The sequence below is a fragment of the Cupriavidus sp. 05L310 genome (genome assembly GCF_056398185.1).
This window is the reverse complement of sequence record NZ_JBFTOX010000003.1, coordinates 187,954-205,993: the sequence shown is the minus strand read 5'-3', so window position 1 is coordinate 205,993 and position 18,040 is coordinate 187,954. Positions and strand designations below refer to the sequence as shown.

At 60.2% G+C, this 18,040-nt stretch carries 15 protein-coding genes and 1 pseudogene; 9 read left to right on the top strand and 7 right to left on the bottom strand.

Going from position 1 to position 18,040, the window contains the following annotated elements; all coding sequences use genetic code 11:
* Positions 1–10: 10 nt before the first annotated feature.
* From AC1DS6_RS03350 to AC1DS6_RS03330, 5 genes are all read right to left on the bottom strand, one after another.
* Positions 11–1,024: a tripartite tricarboxylate transporter substrate binding protein gene (locus tag AC1DS6_RS03350; RefSeq protein ID WP_477102039.1), complete on the bottom strand. Its 1,014-nt coding sequence runs from the start codon at positions 1,022–1,024 to the stop codon at positions 11–13.
* Between the two features lie 342 nt (positions 1,025–1,366).
* Positions 1,367–2,941 carry an amidase family protein gene (locus AC1DS6_RS03345; protein WP_477102038.1) on the bottom strand — a complete coding sequence of 525 codons (1,575 nt, stop codon included), beginning with the start codon at positions 2,939–2,941 and terminating at the stop codon, positions 1,367–1,369.
* A 90-nt stretch (positions 2,942–3,031) separates the two neighbouring features.
* Complete coding sequence (gene oxlT, locus AC1DS6_RS03340) at positions 3,032–4,309, bottom strand: oxalate/formate MFS antiporter (protein ID WP_477102037.1); 1,278 nt, start codon at positions 4,307–4,309, stop codon at positions 3,032–3,034.
* 93 nt (positions 4,310–4,402) lie between these two features.
* Positions 4,403–5,968, bottom strand: a complete 1,566-nt coding sequence (locus AC1DS6_RS03335) for a gamma-glutamyltransferase family protein (RefSeq protein ID WP_477102062.1) — start codon at positions 5,966–5,968, stop codon at positions 4,403–4,405.
* A 237-nt stretch (positions 5,969–6,205) separates the two neighbouring features.
* A complete protein-coding gene (locus tag AC1DS6_RS03330) occupies positions 6,206–6,937 on the bottom strand; it encodes a GntR family transcriptional regulator (RefSeq protein ID WP_477102036.1) in 732 nt (243 codons plus the stop codon).
* Positions 6,938–7,343: 406 nt separating this feature from the next.
* Between AC1DS6_RS03330 and AC1DS6_RS03325 the strand changes: the two genes are divergently transcribed.
* The 3 genes from AC1DS6_RS03325 (at position 7,344) to AC1DS6_RS03315 (ending at position 10,079) form a co-directional block, all read left to right on the top strand.
* Positions 7,344–7,973, top strand: a complete 630-nt coding sequence (locus tag AC1DS6_RS03325; RefSeq protein ID WP_045242889.1) for a helix-turn-helix transcriptional regulator — start codon at positions 7,344–7,346, stop codon at positions 7,971–7,973.
* Positions 7,963–8,934, top strand: coding sequence for an ornithine cyclodeaminase family protein (locus AC1DS6_RS03320; RefSeq protein ID WP_477102035.1), 972 nt, complete (start codon positions 7,963–7,965; stop codon positions 8,932–8,934). Before AC1DS6_RS03325 ends, AC1DS6_RS03320 begins: the two co-directional genes overlap by 11 nt.
* Positions 8,935–9,095: 161 nt before the next feature.
* Entirely contained in the window at positions 9,096–10,079 is a 984-nt protein-coding gene (locus AC1DS6_RS03315; RefSeq protein WP_477102034.1) for a Bug family tripartite tricarboxylate transporter substrate binding protein, read from the top strand.
* A 279-nt stretch (positions 10,080–10,358) separates the two neighbouring features.
* Here AC1DS6_RS03315 and AC1DS6_RS03310 read toward each other — a convergent pair whose 3' ends face one another.
* Entirely contained in the window at positions 10,359–11,453 is a 1,095-nt protein-coding gene (locus AC1DS6_RS03310; protein ID WP_477102033.1) for a porin, read from the bottom strand.
* 351 nt (positions 11,454–11,804) lie between these two features.
* Here AC1DS6_RS03310 and AC1DS6_RS03305 point away from each other — a divergent pair.
* The 5 genes and pseudogenes from AC1DS6_RS03305 to AC1DS6_RS03285 form a co-directional block, all read left to right on the top strand.
* Positions 11,805–12,155 (top strand): annotated as a pseudogene (locus AC1DS6_RS03305) (c-type cytochrome); the annotation flags it as partial.
* A gap of 18 nt (positions 12,156–12,173) precedes the next feature.
* On the top strand, positions 12,174–12,560 hold the full coding sequence (locus AC1DS6_RS03300; protein WP_477102061.1) for a c-type cytochrome: 387 nt from the start codon (positions 12,174–12,176) through the stop codon (positions 12,558–12,560).
* Between the two features lie 317 nt (positions 12,561–12,877).
* Positions 12,878–13,930: a low-specificity L-threonine aldolase gene (gene ltaE / locus AC1DS6_RS03295; protein ID WP_477102032.1), complete on the top strand. Its 1,053-nt coding sequence runs from the start codon at positions 12,878–12,880 to the stop codon at positions 13,928–13,930.
* A 98-nt stretch (positions 13,931–14,028) separates the two neighbouring features.
* On the top strand, positions 14,029–14,802 hold the full coding sequence (locus tag AC1DS6_RS03290) for an arylamine N-acetyltransferase family protein (RefSeq protein ID WP_477102031.1): 774 nt from the start codon (positions 14,029–14,031) through the stop codon (positions 14,800–14,802).
* A 77-nt stretch (positions 14,803–14,879) separates the two neighbouring features.
* The gene (locus tag AC1DS6_RS03285) at positions 14,880–16,310 is read left to right on the top strand and encodes an amidase (RefSeq protein WP_477102030.1); all 1,431 of its coding nucleotides are present in this window, start codon (positions 14,880–14,882) and stop codon (positions 16,308–16,310) included.
* Between the two features lie 141 nt (positions 16,311–16,451).
* On the opposite strand, the gene AC1DS6_RS03280 is transcribed toward AC1DS6_RS03285, so the two are convergent.
* On the bottom strand, positions 16,452–16,709 hold the full coding sequence (locus AC1DS6_RS03280; RefSeq protein WP_477102029.1) for an aldo/keto reductase: 258 nt from the start codon (positions 16,707–16,709) through the stop codon (positions 16,452–16,454).
* A gap of 379 nt (positions 16,710–17,088) precedes the next feature.
* Here AC1DS6_RS03280 and AC1DS6_RS03275 point away from each other — a divergent pair, with 379 nt between their 5' ends.
* Positions 17,089–18,030, top strand: coding sequence for a phosphate/phosphite/phosphonate ABC transporter substrate-binding protein (locus AC1DS6_RS03275; RefSeq protein WP_477102028.1), 942 nt, complete (start codon positions 17,089–17,091; stop codon positions 18,028–18,030).
* Positions 18,031–18,040: the final 10 nt, after the last annotated feature.

Genomic DNA, 18,040 nt, shown 5'->3' with positions numbered 1-18,040 from the left:
AGAAGTCGGTTCAGCTATCGGAATTGATATGGGCGTCGGTGATTACCTCTTCCCAGCGTGTGACCTCGGTGCGCAAGCGCTCGGCCGCTTTTTCGGGGGTCGTTGGCGGCAATGCATAGACCCCCTGTTTCAGGAACTGTGCCTTGACGTCGGGCATTGCCAGGATCTTTGTCAGCGCCGCATTCAGGCGCTCGACCACAGGCGCGGGCGTGCCCGCCGGGGCCAACACGCCGAAGGTGGAACTGACGTCTAGTGAGGGCATGCCGCTCTCGGCGGCAGCGGGCACGTCCGGCAGCATCGAGATGCGCTTGGGTGCCGCCACCGCAAGCGCGCGCAACTGGCCGGCCTTGATGAACGGCTGCGCGGCTGGTACCGTCTCCACCATCATGTTGACCTGCCCGGCCACCAAGTCTGTCATGGCGGGGCCGCTTCCTTTGTACGGCACATGGGTCATGTCGATAGCTGTAACTTTCTTGAAGATCTCAGCCGCCATGCGTTGCGGGGCGCCGGCACCAGACGAGGCGTAGTTAAGCTTGCCGGGATTGGCCTTGCCGTACTTGACCAGTTCCTGCAGCGTATTGACCGGCAACTTGGGATTGACCACCACCACCAGTGGCACCGAGCCGACGACCATCACCGGGGCGAAGTCCTTGATGATGTCGTAACGCAAGTGCCCCTTTTCCAGGGTGGCCATGGTTGCATGGGACGTCAGTGCGCCCATCAGCAACGTATAGCCGTCTGGTGCGCTCCGGGCGACCACTTCCGCGCCAATATTTCCGCCCGCGCCTCCCCGGTTGTCAACGACCACTTGCTGGCCCAGCACTTCGCCCAGGCGAGTGGCAACGATGCGACCAATCACGTCCGTGGCGCCCCCCGGCGGATAAGGCACGACCAGCCGGATCGGCTTGTCCGGATAGGCCGCGAACGCGGCCGGGGCAATGGTGAAAGCGGTCATGGCGGTGAGGGCCAACAGTCCTGCCCGCAGCAGGGCGCGACGAGTTGCATTGGTGATGGGGGCATCCATGTCGTCTCCGGTTTGTTATTGTCAGCGCACCCCAAGCCAGGAATGCGTCATGCACGGAGTTTGACGAAGACGGAAGCCAAAAAGAAGCGATCCCCAGACCGATTAACCAAAAGATTATTTTGGTTTCGGCGGCGCCCCGCCCGCGCGGGTCAGAGGCCGGCTAGCGCCGGCTTTCCGCGACGAAGAATCCTATCGGCGCGGCGTACGCTGGAGCGCAGATTGCCGCAGCGCGCGCTATGCAATGAAGCGCTTAATATGCCAAAAACAACAAATATGAGCGAGAATCTATTTTGAAATGAATAAATGGCCCGGTGAACGGGCCATTTATTCAAACATAGATCTTCAGTCGACGCGTGCCAAGCGCGCCGTGGACGTGGACGCCGGCGCCCTGCGCGCGAGGGAAGCCTGTTCAAAACCATACGCGTACTGGATCAGCTGAGGTTCACTCCATGGCTGACCGAGAAATTCCATGCCGACAGGCACGCCGCGCGGAGCATCCTCGGTTGGAGAAGAAAACCCTGCAGGAACAACAACGGCGGGGAAACCTGTTAGCGAAGCTAGAATACCATTACGCTCCTTCTGGTCATACTCTCCAATTGGCACAGGCAGGCGTTTTTGGTGTGGATAAATCATCGCATCCAGCCGATTTTCCGCCATCAAGTTTGCAAGACTCATCTTAAGCGCGTCGATCTTTAGTAGCCGTTCCTTGTAGTCCGGTTCATTCAGGCCATCTTCCAGACCTTGGGCGGACAGCAAGAATTTACTCAGCGATTGATGCGTTTTTCCACTGGCGATGATCTCATCCAGTGAATGTGCGGGATAATTCTTTCCGCCCGTTTTGAGGTAGGCATTAATGCTGCTTTTGTATTCATACTTCTGCACATCAAGACTGGCGTTCAATTTATCGGTGTCCATCTCCGGTGTTGAGATGGGCACAATAATTGCTCCATTCTTTTTCAGAATATCGATTGCATTCGCCATGACGCGATTGACTTCCTGATGGTCAGGTCCAATTCCGAAAAGAGTCTGCATTACGCCGATCCGTACCCCTTTCACCCCTTCCTTTTTCAGGGAATCGGCATACGTCTTGGGGATGTGCCCGACGCTAAATGCAGTTACTGGATCCGCTCGATCATACCCCGCCATGGCGTCCAGCATGCGGGCTGCATCGCCCACCGAACGCGCAATAGGTCCCGTCTCATCTTGAGTGAAGGAAACCGGCACGATGCCAGATCTGCTGACCAATCCAAGCGTCGGCCGAATTGCAACCAGACTATTATTAGAAGCTGGCGAACGAAGCGAATTCGCCGTATCCGATCCGGTACCAATCGTTGCGAAATTTGCGGCCAGTGCCGCCGCGGTGCCGCCGCTTGAGCCACCGGGAGTCAATTTTAGATCGTATGGATTCTTTGTTTGCCCGCCCAGGGAGCTCACAGTAACTCCACCTAGCGCGAACTCCTGAAGATTAGTCTTTCCGATAATTAATGCACCATTATTCTTTAGTTTACTTACAACAAATGCATCTTCTGCGGGCCGCGCTCCCGCCAACGAAGCGGAGCCCCCGGTGGTTGGCATATCTGCAGTATTGTAATTGTCTTTTAGTACTGTAGGAATGCAGTGCAATGGTTTCATTTTTCCACTGCGCTTGAATTCAAGATCCATGGCATCCGCTTGCGCAAGAGCGTCCGGATTAATATAGAGCATGGCGTTCAATGCCGGGCCTTGCTTATCATAAGCCTGAATTCGATCAAGATATTGCTTTACAAGTCCATGGCATGTCAAATTTCCTGCCTGCATCGCATCATGGATCTCGGCAACGGACGATTCCATAACATCAAATGGCTTGTCAGCCGAATAAGCTGCTAAAGGTAGCAACCCGGATACTAGTACCATTGTATTGACTGCTATCTGCTTCATTATAATGCTTCTATCAAGGTTAACGCGGAATGATAAATATTCATCAAACCACAAAAAATAAAGCGTCCCGAAGGATTGGCCACGCGGGTCTTATCCGAGGTAGCGCCGGCGTGCCGGCTTGAGCACAGCAATCGCCAGCAATGCTGTCGAAATGTCGAGGGCAATGGCGACACCAAATACAGGCATCCAGCTACCGAGTCTTTCGTGCATCAGGGCAGCGAGCGGTCCGCCCAGGATTGAACCAATGCCCTGGGAGATGTAGAGCCAGCCGTAATTGGTGGTTGCATAGCGCGTGCCGAACGTATCGGTCAACGTGGATGGAAAGAGCGAGAAGATCTCTCCCCAGCCGAGAAACACGACGCCGGACAACAGCACGAACAGCACGGCGTTCTCGCGGGTCAGGAGCCACAGCGCCATCGCCACCCCTTCCAGCGCAAAGGCGAAGCACATCGTGTTTTCGCGGCCCCACCGATCGGACACCCAGCCAAACAGTGGGCGTGTCAAGCCGTTAGTGAACCGATCGATCGTGAGTGCCAGCGGCAGCGCAGCCATGCCGAGCACGGTTACGCCCGCCACACCGAAGTCCTTGGCGAACGTGGCCATCTGCGATGTCACCATCAGCCCCGACGTGGACATCATCGTCATCATGCCGAAGAGGAGCCAGAACAACGGCGTGCGCAGCATCTGACGGGTCGGTACATCGCGGGCGGCCGGCCCGGCAATCTCACAGGCGGGCGCGTGCTCCGATAGCGACATGCCACGCGGTGAACGCAAGCCCTGCGAGGCAATGAACCCGATGAAGGCGAACAGCAGGCCAAACTGCCACAACGTCGCTTCAACCCCCTTCTCGGCTAACGCCGAGGCGATCGGGAAGGTCGTGGCGATGGCGCCCATGCCGTATCCCGCAGCGACCATGCCTACGGCAAGCCCGCGCCGATCGGGGAACCAGCGCACCATTTGTCCCACCACACCGACGTAGACAATGCCCGTGCCCAGGCCGCCTACCACGCCATAGCTGAGATACAGCATACCGACACTGTGCACCTGCGCTGCCAGGACCCAGCTCAGACCGGAAAGCACCGTGCCGAGCGCAATCAGCCTGCGCGGCCCGAAGCGTTCGATCAGTGCCCCCTGGAACGGTGAGAAGAATGTCTGCAGCACGATCAGCAGCGAGAACGTGATCTGCAACTCCGACAGCGGAACCCCCAGCTTCGCTGCGAGCGGCTTCGTAAACAGCGTCCAGACATACTGCGGGCTGGAAATCGCCATCATGCACAGCATGCCAAGTGCCAGCTGAATCCAGCGCACGCGCGCCGCCGGCAAGGCCACTGTGGCGCCGGTGGCGGCACTCTCTGCAACGGTATTCATCAATCTACTCCAGGGAACAAATATAGGGGAAGCGAGACAAGGGAATAAGACTGCCCCGCGAAGCCGCGGGCCCACGCAACATCCGGGCGCGCATTACCAGGCAGCAACGGCGCCATCGCTGCGGGGATCGAAGCCGCCCTCGTAGAGCCCGTTCGCCTGCAGCACGATTGCGCCGGCATGCCCCATGGTCTCGTCGTAAGACTTCAATAGCTCGACTTCATGGCCGAGCGCGCGCAGGGTGTCGCAAGTGGCTTGAGGAAAGCGCGCCTCGAGCTTGAGGGTGTCTGTCGTCTGGCCCCAGGTGCGGCCCAGCAGCCAGCGAGGTGCGTCGATGGCTGCCTGCGGATTCATCCCGAAATGCACGACGCGCGAGAAAACCGCGCTTTGCGATTGCGGCTGACCGTCGCCGCCCATGTTTCCGTAGACGAGCGTGCGCCCGTCGGCGAGGCGGGCAAGCGCCGGGTTCAGCGTATGAAATGGCTTACGCCCCGGCATCAACGGGTTGCGCGCGGCCGGGTCCAGCGAGAAGCTGCAGCCGCGGTTCTGCCAGTTGATACCGGAGGCAGGCAGCACGATGCCGCTGCCGAACTCGTGATAGATGCTCTGGATGAAGCTGACTGCGACGCCGTCTCCATCGATCACGCCCATCCAGACCGTATCGGCTGGCCCGAGGCCCTGCCCCCAGGACAGCGCCTGGTCGGGCCGGATACGCGCGGCCGCGGCATCGAGCCAGGCCGGTGTCAGGAGGTCCCGCGGATCCACGTCCATGAACGCGGGGTCCGTGATATGGCGGTCGCGTGCCAGGAAGGCTTGCTTGGTTGCCTCCACACAGGCGTGGACGAACGGCGCTCCGGTTGCGTCCATTCCGCTGTCCAGCAGGCGGTCCAGCTGGCCCAGGATCTGCAGCGAGACCAGGCCCTGGGTAGGCGGAGGCATGTTATAGACGACGCCGCGAGAGTGCGCCAGAGCGAGCGGCTCCTTCCATACCGCGCGATGGTCTGAAAGATCCTTCAGGCTCAGCGGACTGCCAACTGCCGCCAGATCGCACGCAATGCTCCGGGCCAGGTCGCCCTGGTAGAAATCGTCGAGTCCGGCCTCCGCCAGTTGCTTGAGTGTGGCCGCCAGGCGCGGCTGGCAAAAGCGCGCTCCGGGCAACGGCACGCCGTCCGCGAGGAATGTTTCGGAAAATCCGGCAATTCCAGACAGTTCACCGGCCTTGGCGGCAACGCAGGTGGCCTGGCTATGCGTGACCGGCACCCCATCGCGGGCATAGCCGATGGCGTCGGCAAGCAACCGCGAGAGTGGCATCCGTCCTCCGAGCACCTCGCGCGACCAGGTGCGCGCAGCACTCCAGCCTGACACTGTACCGGCCACGGTATTAGCCGCCAGGCCGCCCCGGAAAGGAATCGAGGTCAGGCCCGCTTCGCGATAGCGCTCGATGCTGGCAGCGCCTGCCGCCGCGCCGCATGCCTCCAAGCCTCTGGGCGCCTCGTTCGGCCTAGCGATCAGCCAGAAGCTGTCGCCCCCGATACTGTTCATGTGCGGGTAGGCCACGGCAATGGTCGCTGCTGCCGCGATCATCGCTTCTATCGCGTTACCACCCTCTCGCAAGATCGCCAGTGCACTCTGAGAGGCTAAAGAATGCGGCGCCACGGCCATGCCGCGACAGCCACGAATCGGGTTCCGATGAAATGTCATGATGCGTTCCGCAAATTATGTATACATAAATTTCGCAGAAAGCAAATGCAAGACATATGCCATGAAACGTACTGCTCAGGTCTGGAGGCGAGCAACGCCGCGCCGGTCAAGCTAGTGCTTGCGGTGCCGCCCCCCCCCTGGCTGAGGAAGGCAATGGATGTGGGAAAGGGTATGGTGCCGACCGCACCATATCAAAGCTCAACCGAAACGTCTGCGTCGCGGCGGTGCATCAGTCGCCAGCGGGCGCTCCAGGCTGGTGCGGGCTTGCTCCAGGCGCTGGGTGCTGAGCCGGCTGACCTCGACGCGCCCTTCCTCGATATGAGCGGTCAACAACTCGACCGCCCTCCCGCTATCGAACGCAGCAAGCGCAGTCAGGATGCGGGCGTGTTCCTCATATGTGAGTTCGATGCGGTCGCCGTAGGCGAAATCGAGCCGGCGAATGATTCGGATGCGGTCCGTCACCTGTTGATGCACCGCTGCTGCCTCCGGGTTGCCCGCCGCGCATACGATGGCCCGATGAAATGCCTCATCCAGGTCAGCGACCTGGTTGCCGTCGCTCAGGCGTTGCGCTGGCGGGACTTGCCAGATTGCATCAAGCGCCGCGAGGCCTGCACGGTCCACGCGCGGCGAGGCCGGCTCCTGGCACAAGCGGACAGCGGCATGCGTTTCCAGTTGAGTGCGCAGATCATAGAGCGCCTCGAAGCGCGCCAGGTCAATCGGCACCACCTCCCAGCCGTTGCGGTAGTAGCCGCGCACCAGCCCTTCGGCCTGGAGTCGGAGCAGCGCCTCGCGTACCGGCGTGCGGGAGATGCCAAAACGCTCCGCGACATCACCCTCCGTAAAGCGGTCTCCCGGCAATAAGCGAAACGCAAAGATGTCATCCCGCAGGCTGAGATACGCAAGTTGCGAGCGCGACGATTCGGCCATCATCGCCGGCCCGCCCTTACTGGCGACGCCCCCAAATCCATGCGTCGGGACTTGGTGGCCACATGCGGCGGATGCGCCACATTAAAAGCCCTGATCCGCAACTGGAACGGACACTTGCTTGGCAGGTAAATCGAGTAGCGCATTAGATTGACATCGGAATAGGCAACGCACCGCCAGGCCGGGCAAGGCGCGCAGCTTGACAGAATAGCATTCTTTCGAGGACCTTCCGGAGAGCCCTCAAACTAGCCAGATTGGCCGGCAGGCGCAGGATGTCCCTGCCCCGCGGTTGACGCTCATCCGAAGTCGCGCGGTACAACGCCGGCCGGTAATCCGCCAAGGGGCCGCCAGTCGCCGGCGAGCCGGAAGAAAATTTCTTGACGGACTGTCCGATACTGGATATTTTGTCTATATGATGAAACGAACTTTGGAACAGCAAGCGCTGCTCGAACAACTCAAACAAGTGGCCCAGGGTCTCGGCGAGACACTGGCGCCGTTCTGCGAAGTCGTTGTTCACGACCTCCTTCATCCGCAACAGGCCATCCTGGCGATCCACAACAACCTGTCGGGCCGCCAGGTCGGCGACCCGGCTACGGAACTCGGGCTGGCCCGTATTGCCGATCCGCAATACCAGCAGGTCATCGCGAACTATGCGAATCAGTTCGCCGATGGCCGCCAGGCGAAAAGCACGTCCATCGGCATCAAGGATTCGAGCGGGCGATACATTGCCGCCTTGTGCCTGAACGTGGACCTGACGCTCTTCCGCGGCTTGCAGACCGTGCTGGGACAGTTCGGCAGCGTAGGCGTCGCCGCGGGCGTCAACGAATCGCTCGATCCCGCCGGCGCGGACGCGATAAGGCATCGCATCGACCAGTTCGCGGCGCGGCTCGCTACCACGCCCCGCTCGCTCAAGGCCACGGACAGGCGTGCACTGATACGCGAACTGAAGGCGACGGGCTGCATGGAGATCCGCCGGGCCATGGAAGTCGTCGCGATGCATCTGGGCGTATCGCGAGCAACGGTGTACAGCGATGCCAAGTGACGCTCGCCTCCTGCTGCTCGATAAGAACGAGGTCGAGGCCCTGCTGCTCCATGACGATGTCCTGCGAGCCGTGCGTGAGGCATTCGTGCTGCATAGTCAAGGCGAGGGCCGCGTGTTTCCCCTGGTCCGGGAGCCACTCATCACGGGGGGCGTATTCGGCATCAAGTCGGGGGATGTGCAGGCGCAAGGCTTGCTCGGCTTCAAGGCGGCCGGATTCTGGCCAAACAACCGCCGGCTTGGCGGTGAGCCCCACCAGGCCACCATCATGCTGATTGACCCGGCCACTGGGCGCCCCGCCTGCATCATAGACGGCAACGCAATCACAACGATGCGCACCGGTGCCGCAGGTGGCCTCGGGCTGCAGCATCTCGCACGTGCGGACAGTACACACTTGTGCATCTTCGGCACCGGCGTGCAGGCGCGCGTGCAACTTGACTTTGCGCTGCGGCTGTTGCCGGCGCTCCGCCACGTGCGGTATGCCACCGCGGATGGCAAACGCGACGCCGCATTCGAAGCGCAGTTCGCGCAACGATGCGATATCGCGCTCGCGGAAGACGCCAATGTGGCGGTGTCCGAGAGCGACGTGGTGATCACCGCTACCCCAGGCGGCGGCGCGTTGTTCGAACCGCAGGCGGTGCAACCCGGTACGCACCTGAATTGCGTCGGTGCTGACACGAAGGGCAAGCGGGAGCTACCGCAGGGCCTGCTGGAGCGGGTGCGTCTTTACGTCGACGACCAGGCGCAAGCGCGCCAGATCGGCGAGTCTCAGTGGGCCACCGAAATGCCATCCATCGAAGTAGGCGATCTGTTGACGGGCATGGTTAGCGCGAACCGGCAACCGGCCGATATCACGGTATTCGACATGACGGGCCTCGCCCTGCAGGACCTGAGCGTGGCACGCCTGCTCCACGAGCGGGCTGCCGCTGCCCGCATAGGCTCCAGCATCGCGTGGCCCTGGTAACGCCTTCACCACCAGGATTTTCAGTACGTAGGACCTCTTGCTTTTGACTTATCACCGAAGCCGCCACGCGGCTTCGACACCTTGCCCACCGCTACGCCAATTGTCTGCTTCCGGAACGGTCCAGGATCTCCATATCCACCTATTCGCCCGGAGATGGTTTCATGCGTCTTGCCACTGTATTCAATGCCCTCGCACTAAGTACGGCCTGCAGCTTCAGCTCGCCTGCCCAGGCAGCCGACAAACCGTGGCCCCAAAAGCCGGTCACCGTCATCGTTGCCTCCGCTGCCGGGGGATCGGCTGATGTCCTGACCCGCATTGTGCTGGCACACCTGTCGAAGGAAACAAATGCCACGTTTGTCGTTGACAATCGCCCGGGGGCGGCTGGCAACATCGGCATGTCCCTGTTGAAGCGCGCCGCACCGGACGGGTACACGCTGGGTTATGGCAACATCAACACGCTGGCAATTAACCCGGCCCTCTTCACCAGGCTTCCCTATGATGCGCGACAGGACTTTGTCCCGGTGGGCCGTATGTTCTCCATCTACAATCTGCTCGTGGTTCGCGCTGATTCGCCGGTCAAGAATGTCGCCGAGTTGATTGCGCTGGCCAGGAAGTCCCCGGGCAAACTTTCGTACGCCGCCGCGGGCACTGGCAGCAGCGGCCACATGGGCGGTGAATTGCTGAAGAAGCTGGCCGGCATTGACGTGCTGTTCGTCCCATACAATGGGGATCCGCCCTCCCTGACCGACCTCGCCGGTGGCCGACTCGACTACACCATCACCAATGCATCGGTCGCGTGGCCACTCGTGCAAAGCGGAAAGCTGCGCGCACTGGCGATCACCAGCCGCGAACGCGTTGCGTTGTATCCTGATCTGCCGACGCTGAACGAGGCTGGCCTGAAGGGCTATGAGAACGTGTCGTGGGGTGGCCTGGTGTTTCCCAAGGGCACGCCGCAGCCGATCGTCGAAAAGCTCGGCGCCGCGCTGCAAAAGGTGCTGAAATCTGACGGATTGCGCCAGGACCTGGCAAATGCCAACGCTGTCCCGGGCACCGGCAACCGCGAGGACTTCGTGCGTTTCATCGCCAGCGAGCAGAAGAAGTGGGCGGACCTTATCGAAACCGCGAAGATTCCGAAACAGAATTGAGCAGCCCGCCAACCATGTCCAATTCCCGGTTTGCGACTCTCGACTTCGCCATCGAATCGAGCCGTTTCGCTCCGGTCTCCAAACGGGCCGACTTCGTGGCCCGGACCTACCTGCCCGTCCGGAGCTGAAGTCATCTAGCGCGCCCGAGCCGGGAGCACCACAAAAATTGGCCGGCATTACCGCCGGCCAAACGTCCTTGTACTCAGTGATCAAGCCAAGGTCGATATGAACTTTCACTGGCGAGGCCCGGTAGCTCGCCAGTGCATGCCGCGAGTGCAATCAGAAGCGGTGACGCACGCCGACCATGGCGCCGGTCTGGTTCTGGCCAGGCAGGGTGTTCATCGTGCTGGTCACACCGTACGTTGCGCTGCCGTGGTTCTTCACATAGCCGAGCAGCAGGTAGGCATCGGTACGTTGGGAAAAGGCATAGTCGGCGTTCAGGACGAACATCAACGAATCCTTGTTGTCAGTGCGGGCATCGGTAAAGTAGGTCCCACCGGTGAGGCTGAAGGCCGGGGTGAATTTATACAGTGCACCGACCCAGTAGAGGTTGTCATGACGGGCAGTGACAATGGCCGTGGTAGCGGCGTTGAGTTCATCGCGCAGCCAGCGGTAGCCGGCGAACACCTTGGCCTCACCGAATGCGTACGACGCGCCAACCGCGATGCGCTTGGCGGTGCCGTCAGCCGCGGCGATGCTGCTGCCCCGGTACTGGTCATAGGCGACGCCCGCAGAGAACGGGCCGCTCGCGTACGCCAGGCCACCGCCAAAGTTGGTGCCGACTTTGAAATGGCCCGGGACTTCGGTGCCATTGGGGATAGTGCTGTCGCGGCCGGTGCTGTAGAAGCCCGTTGCGGTCAGCCCACCGAACTTGCCGGTGTACTTGATGGCGTTGTCGGCACGACCGTTAAAGCCCAGGGTGTCGACGGAGTTCAGGGAGTAGCTACTACCAACCGCCATCGGGTCGTAGGCGCCGAACAGGTCATACAGCGCGTTTTGCTGGCGGCCCAGAGTGAAGGCGCCGTAGTCGCCTTGCAGGCCAACATAGGACTGGCGGCCGAACAGGCGGTTGCCTTGGGCCGAAGTACCCGAATCGATATTGAAGCCGCTTTCCAGCACGAAGATGCCCTTCAGGTTGCCCCCGAGGTCTTCCACACCGCGAATGCCCCAGCGCGAACCGGAGAGTCCACCGGATGTCACGCCATACAGCGAGCCGCCCTGCCCCGGGACGCTTTGCACGTGACTTTGGTAACTAACGCCGGCGTCAGCGATGCCATAGAGAGTCACGCTGGTCGAGGACGATTGGGCAAAAGCAGCGCCGGACACGGCGCAAGCTGCGGCAGCGGCTGCCAATGCGAAGAGAGTCTTTTTCACTGTCAATCTCTGTTTCTGTTTGATCAAGTAGCTTGTCTTCTGCCGGGGGATGATCATGGCAGGGGAGTGAGCCGTACGGCTCAGCAATCCCGACCGGAATGTTGAAACATTTATGTGACAGTAGCGAGTAAATTTTCATTATGAAATTGCTAATTAAAATTTAAAAAATACATAGATTAATTGAACAAAATAACCATGACGATGTCACGGCCAACCACCGTCATGTGGAATGCCGCGTATAAAAGGTCTATGTAAATGGCTGCACTTCACGCCCGCTGGAAACCGCACTGATTTGGTCTCCCCGAGCCGGGAGAACGGATCATTCTATAAAAATTACGATCTTGTAATTCGATGGTAACTCATTCGTCAGTATTGACGCTGCATAGTGATGCCATTCATTGTTCGGACAGCGCTTACCATCACCATATCAGGATAATGCTCATGACCGACCCCTACCCTACCAACCTGCGGGGCTACCGGTTGCGTTTTAGTCTAGTAGCGCTTATCGCTATATCCAGCGTCTGTCACGCGCAATCTGCAGTCACTGCGGGGGATCCCGCTCTCAGTGCACCAGCGCCCACCCTTACCAACTGTGTCTCGTGCCATGGCGTACTAGGGGCCGGCACGGCAACTGGCGCACCAAGGCTCGCGGGAAAGAATCCAGACTATCTTGCACATGCACTGTCGATGTACAAGGCAGGAACTCGTGCGAGCGTTGTCATGCAAAGCGTTGCACATGCGCTTTCCGACAGCGAAATAGGCAGCCTCGCGGTATACTTTTCAACCCAAAATCCTCCGCGCGTCCAGGGCGAACACCCACCTCCACCGGCCCTGGTGATGGCCGGCAAGCAACTGGCCGAGCTGGGAGCGGCTCCGGACGTTCCGGCTTGCTTCAGTTGCCATGCGGTCGATGGAAAAGGCAATGGCGCGCGCTATCCGAGCATTGCCGGCGAACCGGCTGCATTTGTCATCAACCGGCTCCACGAGTTCCAGGCCCGCGCGAAGGCGGGAACACCCTCACCGGGGACAATGACGGCCGTGGCGGCAACGCTGAACGAGCGGCAGATTGAAGAGGCTGCGGCTTACCTGTCGACAATCGAGCCGTGATAGCCAAGCATCACACCAAGCTGTGCAACGCTCCCGCCCTACCTCTTGCTTTAGGCGCCCATATCTTACGCCGCAGTTCCGGGTGACCCGTTCCCCGGACGTGGGCACCGACGAGGTTCCGATTCTCCTTGAGTCCGGCCTGCGCGATACCGTCCCACTACCGCCTCGCTAGCCAGTATCGCGGTACCACCGGTTCCGTTGTCTGCATGTACGTCATCCCGACGAGCAAATCTGTTACGTAACAGATTCGTCGCTGTTGTATATAGGCTGACGGCAAGCGGAATGTCACCATGGGCGTTCTTTAAGAGGGAGATGGCATGAATACCGCAGTTCGACACGACTTTCGTAGCGATACCGTCACCCGGCCTGGGCCGGCCATGCGCGCCGCAATGGCCGCCGCCGAGGTGGGCGATGACGTCTTCGGCGACGACCCGACTGTAAGGAGACTGGAAGCGCGGATGGCCGACATGCTCGGAAAGGAGGCCGCGCTGTTCGTGCCGTCGGGCACCCAGTCCAATCTCATCGCGCTCATGGCGCACTGCGAGCGCGGTGACGAGTACATCGTCGGCCAAACGGCGCATTGCTACCGCTGGGAGGCAGGAGGCGCGGCGGTGCTGGGCAGCATCCAACCCCAACCGCTGACCAACCAGCCCGACGGTACGCTACTCCTGGCGGACATCGAAGCGACGATCAAGCCGGACGATCCGCACTTCGCACGCACGCGCCTGCTCGCACTCGAGAACACGATTGGCGGCAAGGTCCTTCCGCTGTCCTACGTCGATGCGGCGACGGCAGTGGCCCGCCGGCACGGGCTTGCCTGCCATCTGGACGGCGCCCGCGTGTTCAATGCGGCCGTGGCACTCGGTGTTTCGGTCGACACGCTGGCCCGACCGTTCGACACTGTCTCGGTGTGCTTGTCCAAGGGACTTGGGGCGCCGGTCGGCTCGGTATTCGCCGGTTCCGCGCCCATCATTGCCAAAGGACGACGCCTGCGCAAGATGCTCGGTGGTGGACTACGGCAGTCGGGGATTCTCGCTGCGGCCGGGTTATACGCGCTGGAACACAATGTCGAGCGACTCGCGGACGACCATGCCAATGCGCGCGCGCTCGCACAAGGTCTCTCGGCGCTGCCGGGCCTGTCTGTGTCCAAACCTGACACGAACATCGTTCTCGTGAATGTCGCTGCGAAGTACGCGTCGGCCTTCGCGGAGCACCTCGCCGGACAGGGCATCGGCGTCACGTCTGCGTATGGCGCAACCCAGCAGCGCTGGGTCACGCACCTCGACGTCGGCAAGGCGGCGGTGGCAACCGCACTCGCTGCCGCAAGCGAATTTTTTGCAGCTGGCGCGACTGGCACCCCAGCCCGGTGAGGGCCGGCCATCTCGCGCGTGTCGACCATTTCCATCGCTGGTGTAATAACTGAAGAGAGGCTCTTCAAACATCCAGGATTAACCAGAGCTATCGAACAATGAAGGCTGAGAACTTTACATTGCGACACTACTTTGACCGGATGGGTTTTGAATATCCTGCAGAGGCTGACATCGCAACAATCACTGGGATGATGAGGCGCCAGCTATTTACCGTTCCGTTCGAAAATCTGGACGTGCAGGCAAAAAAAGGCGTTTCCCTGGTTCCCGAACATATCGTTGAAAAGATTCTCCATCGTAAACGAGGCGGGTACTGTTACGAGGTGAACGGAATCTTCGCGATGGCCCTACAAGAGCTTGGTGTCCCCTATCAGTTCGTTGCAGCCAGACCGATGTTTTACCCGGTCAAAAGACCCAAGACCCATATGGCACTCGTGCTGACAGTGAACGATGAGCAGTGGCTGTGTGATCTGGGTTTCGGCAGTTACGGGATCAGGGCTCCGATACGACTGGATGTACTCGACACTGAAATCAAACAGGACTTCGACAGCTTTATGCTGACCAGATCAAATGGCCGAGAGTACCTACTGAAGGCGCTGGTCGATGGGAAATGGGAAAATCAATATGCATTCGACTTGTCTGCGCAGGAGTGGATCGATTTTGCGCCCGCTAATTACCTGAATTCCACGCATCCGGACGCGATCTTTGTACAAAAGTTTCTGGTGATTCAACACAATCAGGCTGGTCGCAAGTTGCTGTTCGGCAATACGCTGAAGATCGTTACGAATGGAAAAGTCGAGCAACAACTCGTCGACCCCGAAGACATTCAGCGCATGTTGTCTTTCGAGTTTGGACTGACTGTATCGGAATATTGATTCACTGGGCTCGTCTATATCCACCCTTGTTGGCCCCTTGGCCTCACCAGATGAGGCTCCTTCATTCCCTGACAATCATGTCGCAAGCCAATCTCCCCCTCCACTTTCGCAGCGCCCTACAACTAGCCCAGGACATACACGACGGACGACTGACCTCGCGAGAGGTCACGCGGCACTTTCTTGACCGGATCGCACGCGCCGACAAGCTTCATGCCTTCAGCGCCGTGTTCGAAGAGCGAGCGATGGCCCAGGCGGAACTCGCCGATCAACTGCTTCTTGCAGGCATATGGCTGAGCCCTCTCCACGGAGTGCCAATAGCGCTCAAGGACAGTATCCAGTGGGCGGAAACGCCTGCCGAAGCCGGGTCCTTAACCCGTGCTAACAGGATCAGCTCCGAAACCAGCGCCGCAGCCAAGCTCTTGATCGGGAGCGGGCTAGTCATTCTCGGCAAGACCAATATGACCGAGTATGCATTCGGGCTCTCCGGCCAGAACGCGACCGTCGGCACCGCACGCAACCCTTGGGACCCTGTGGGACACCGAGCACCAGGAGGATCTTCTTCCGGCGCTGGCGTCGCAGTGGCCGCCGGGCTGGCGCCGATCGCCTTGGGTGGCGACACCGGCGGCTCTGTGCGCGCGCCGGCGACACTAAACCACCTGGTGGGATTCAAACCTTCCTCTGGCCTGATCAGCCGAGCCGGCTGCCTTCCGCTATCCGGAACACTTGACGTGCTGGGTCCGATTGCCCGCACGGTGGAAGACGCGCGCGCCCTCATAGCTATTCTCGCCAGACCCGATTCCGCTGACCCCATCACCTTGGCCACACCGGTGGAGGTCTACCAAAGCCTGAAACTGCGGGCCGATGGGTCCTCCAAGGCGCTACTGGTATTAGACGAGGCGGCCTGGCCTACGTGCCTGGCAAAGGATGCACAGCGCGTATGGGATGACACGATCTACCTGCTCAAGCAAGCAGGCTATCACATCCGAAACTGGACCCCGCCGCCTCTCCTGGCTATGAATCAGTTAGCTGACGACAACTCCTTGATTCTCAGCTATGAGGGCTTCAGGCACTATGGCCCACTGGCGCTGGACAATGCCCAACCGCTTTGGGAAGTTGTTCGAAACCGGATCCTGACCGGCGGAGCGATCAAGGAGGAGGACTATCGCGCCGCGCATGAACGTAGGCGCCATGCCGCCCGACTCTTCGCGCACTGTCTCGGGGAGTTCCCCGCCCTCTTGATGCCAGCTTGTGACCAGGGTGCTCAGGTCCTGGACGCCGCGGACGTCGTCCACTCGGGTCTTGGAAAGCTCTTGCGGCCGGCTAACTTCCTCGGTTCGCCCGCCATCGCGCTGCCTTCGGGATTTGACCATGCAGGAATGCCGATAGGCGTGCAAATGCTGGCCCCGGCATTGAGTGATAAGGCACTGCTCGATGATGCGCATGAAGTTGCGCAAGTACTCCGCGCAGAGCATCGGAACCCAGACCTCACCGAGTTTGGCCTTCTATAGGGTTCGCAGTAGCGGTCTGATACGGAGTACGCCTTGGGGCCCGTTGCCATCGGATAAGTGGCAACGGGCCCCGTCTGCTCCGTGATCGTCAAACGCCCGTGCCCCCGACTATGGGCACTGGGCCAGCCTCAACGCGCCGCGTCACCCCCACCGAGACCCGGCTGTCGTATTGTCGAGTTGCGCCGTCAGTTCTGTATCGAGCACAAGATCCGTAGCGGCTAGCGAACCCGTCAACTGATCGGTATGACTCGCACCGATGATCGCCGAGGTAATGGGCGGGTGCGCCAGGACCCACGCCAGGGAGGACTTCGCTAGCGATTCACCGGCTTGCTCGGCGAGCCCGCGCAGCTTCTCGATCGTTTCGAATTCGCACTGATGCCAGTGGCGCTCCAGATACATCGCGCCAGCCTTGCCGACTGCAGTGGTAAAGCGCCCTTGCTAGGTTTGCCTTCGCTCCAGCCATTGTCTTCGACGGTTGTGTGGGCCGGCGCGGTGGCGTGCTCGGTTGAAGACCTTGTCACGCTATAGAAGGAACTCGTCGACGCCATCTAGTCCCGGGCCGGATGTTGGGTCTGGGAACTAAGTGATAGTAGCGACAAGTCCAGCCTACGCACTATCCCGATAGCCATTGCCTTGACTGAGCGTTTTTCAATTTGCATAGCCAAATAATTGAGTAGTCTTCATGCAACTGTCACGCTCCTTGTCTAACCTTGCGTCTCAAGCGCGTACCCCCTCCTGGGAAACAGCGCACAAACGCCCATAGGTACAAGGATTCGCAATGAAGACAACTCTCCCCCGCACCGTTGCTGCGCTCATCGCCACAGTGACGATGGCTGCGGGCGTCCAAGTCCATGCTCAATCAGCCCCCGATGGGTCCAAGGCACATCCATTGCGCGTGCTATTGATTCCCGCCGATGGGGGCACCGAATCGGGAACCAAGGCCGACTATGCACCGGTCTTCAATGCTATTACCCGCAGCACTGGCCTGAATTTCGATCTGAAGGTCGGTCAATCGTATGGGGCGGTCGTGGAAGGAATGTGCAACCAGTTGGCAGAAATCGCGTTCTTCGGGCCGGTTTCCTATGTACAAGCGCACCAGCGCGGCTGCGCGCAGCTGTTAGCCGTGGGTGTCGAGAATGGGCAGTCCATCTACTACGCAGGCATGTTTGCCAAGTCGAACTCGCCGATCGTCAGCCTGCGGGATCTCAAGGGGAAGCGCGCAGCATTCGGCGACGTGAACTCGGCATCCAGTTTCACATTCCAGATGGCATCCATGCTGAGCGATGGCATGAATCCGGCGCGCGACCTGGCCGAATTGCGCCTGACTGGCAGCCACGCCAGCAGCTTGGCGGCACTGGTGCAAGGTCAGGTTGACGCCGCAGCCCTGTCGTTCGATTCCTTCGACAAGGCGGTGCGCCAAGGTGCGGTGGATCCGGCCACCGTCAAGGTGATTTTCAAGAGCGAACCGATTCCATATCCGCCGCTGGCCATGAACACCAAGCTCCCCGAGGCGCTCAAGGCCGAATTGAAAAAGGCATTCGCCAACGTGCACAAAGCGCCTGGCGTGACGCCAGAGATGATCCGAGGATACGGCGGTGCCAAGATCCAGCGCTACGATACTCAGTTCTCTGAAGCGCAGTTCGCCGGCCCTGCATCCAAGATGACCCTGCTATCCGACGAGATCAAGGCCGAGATTCTGAAGAAGGCCTCGCAGCGTTGATCTGCGCTCA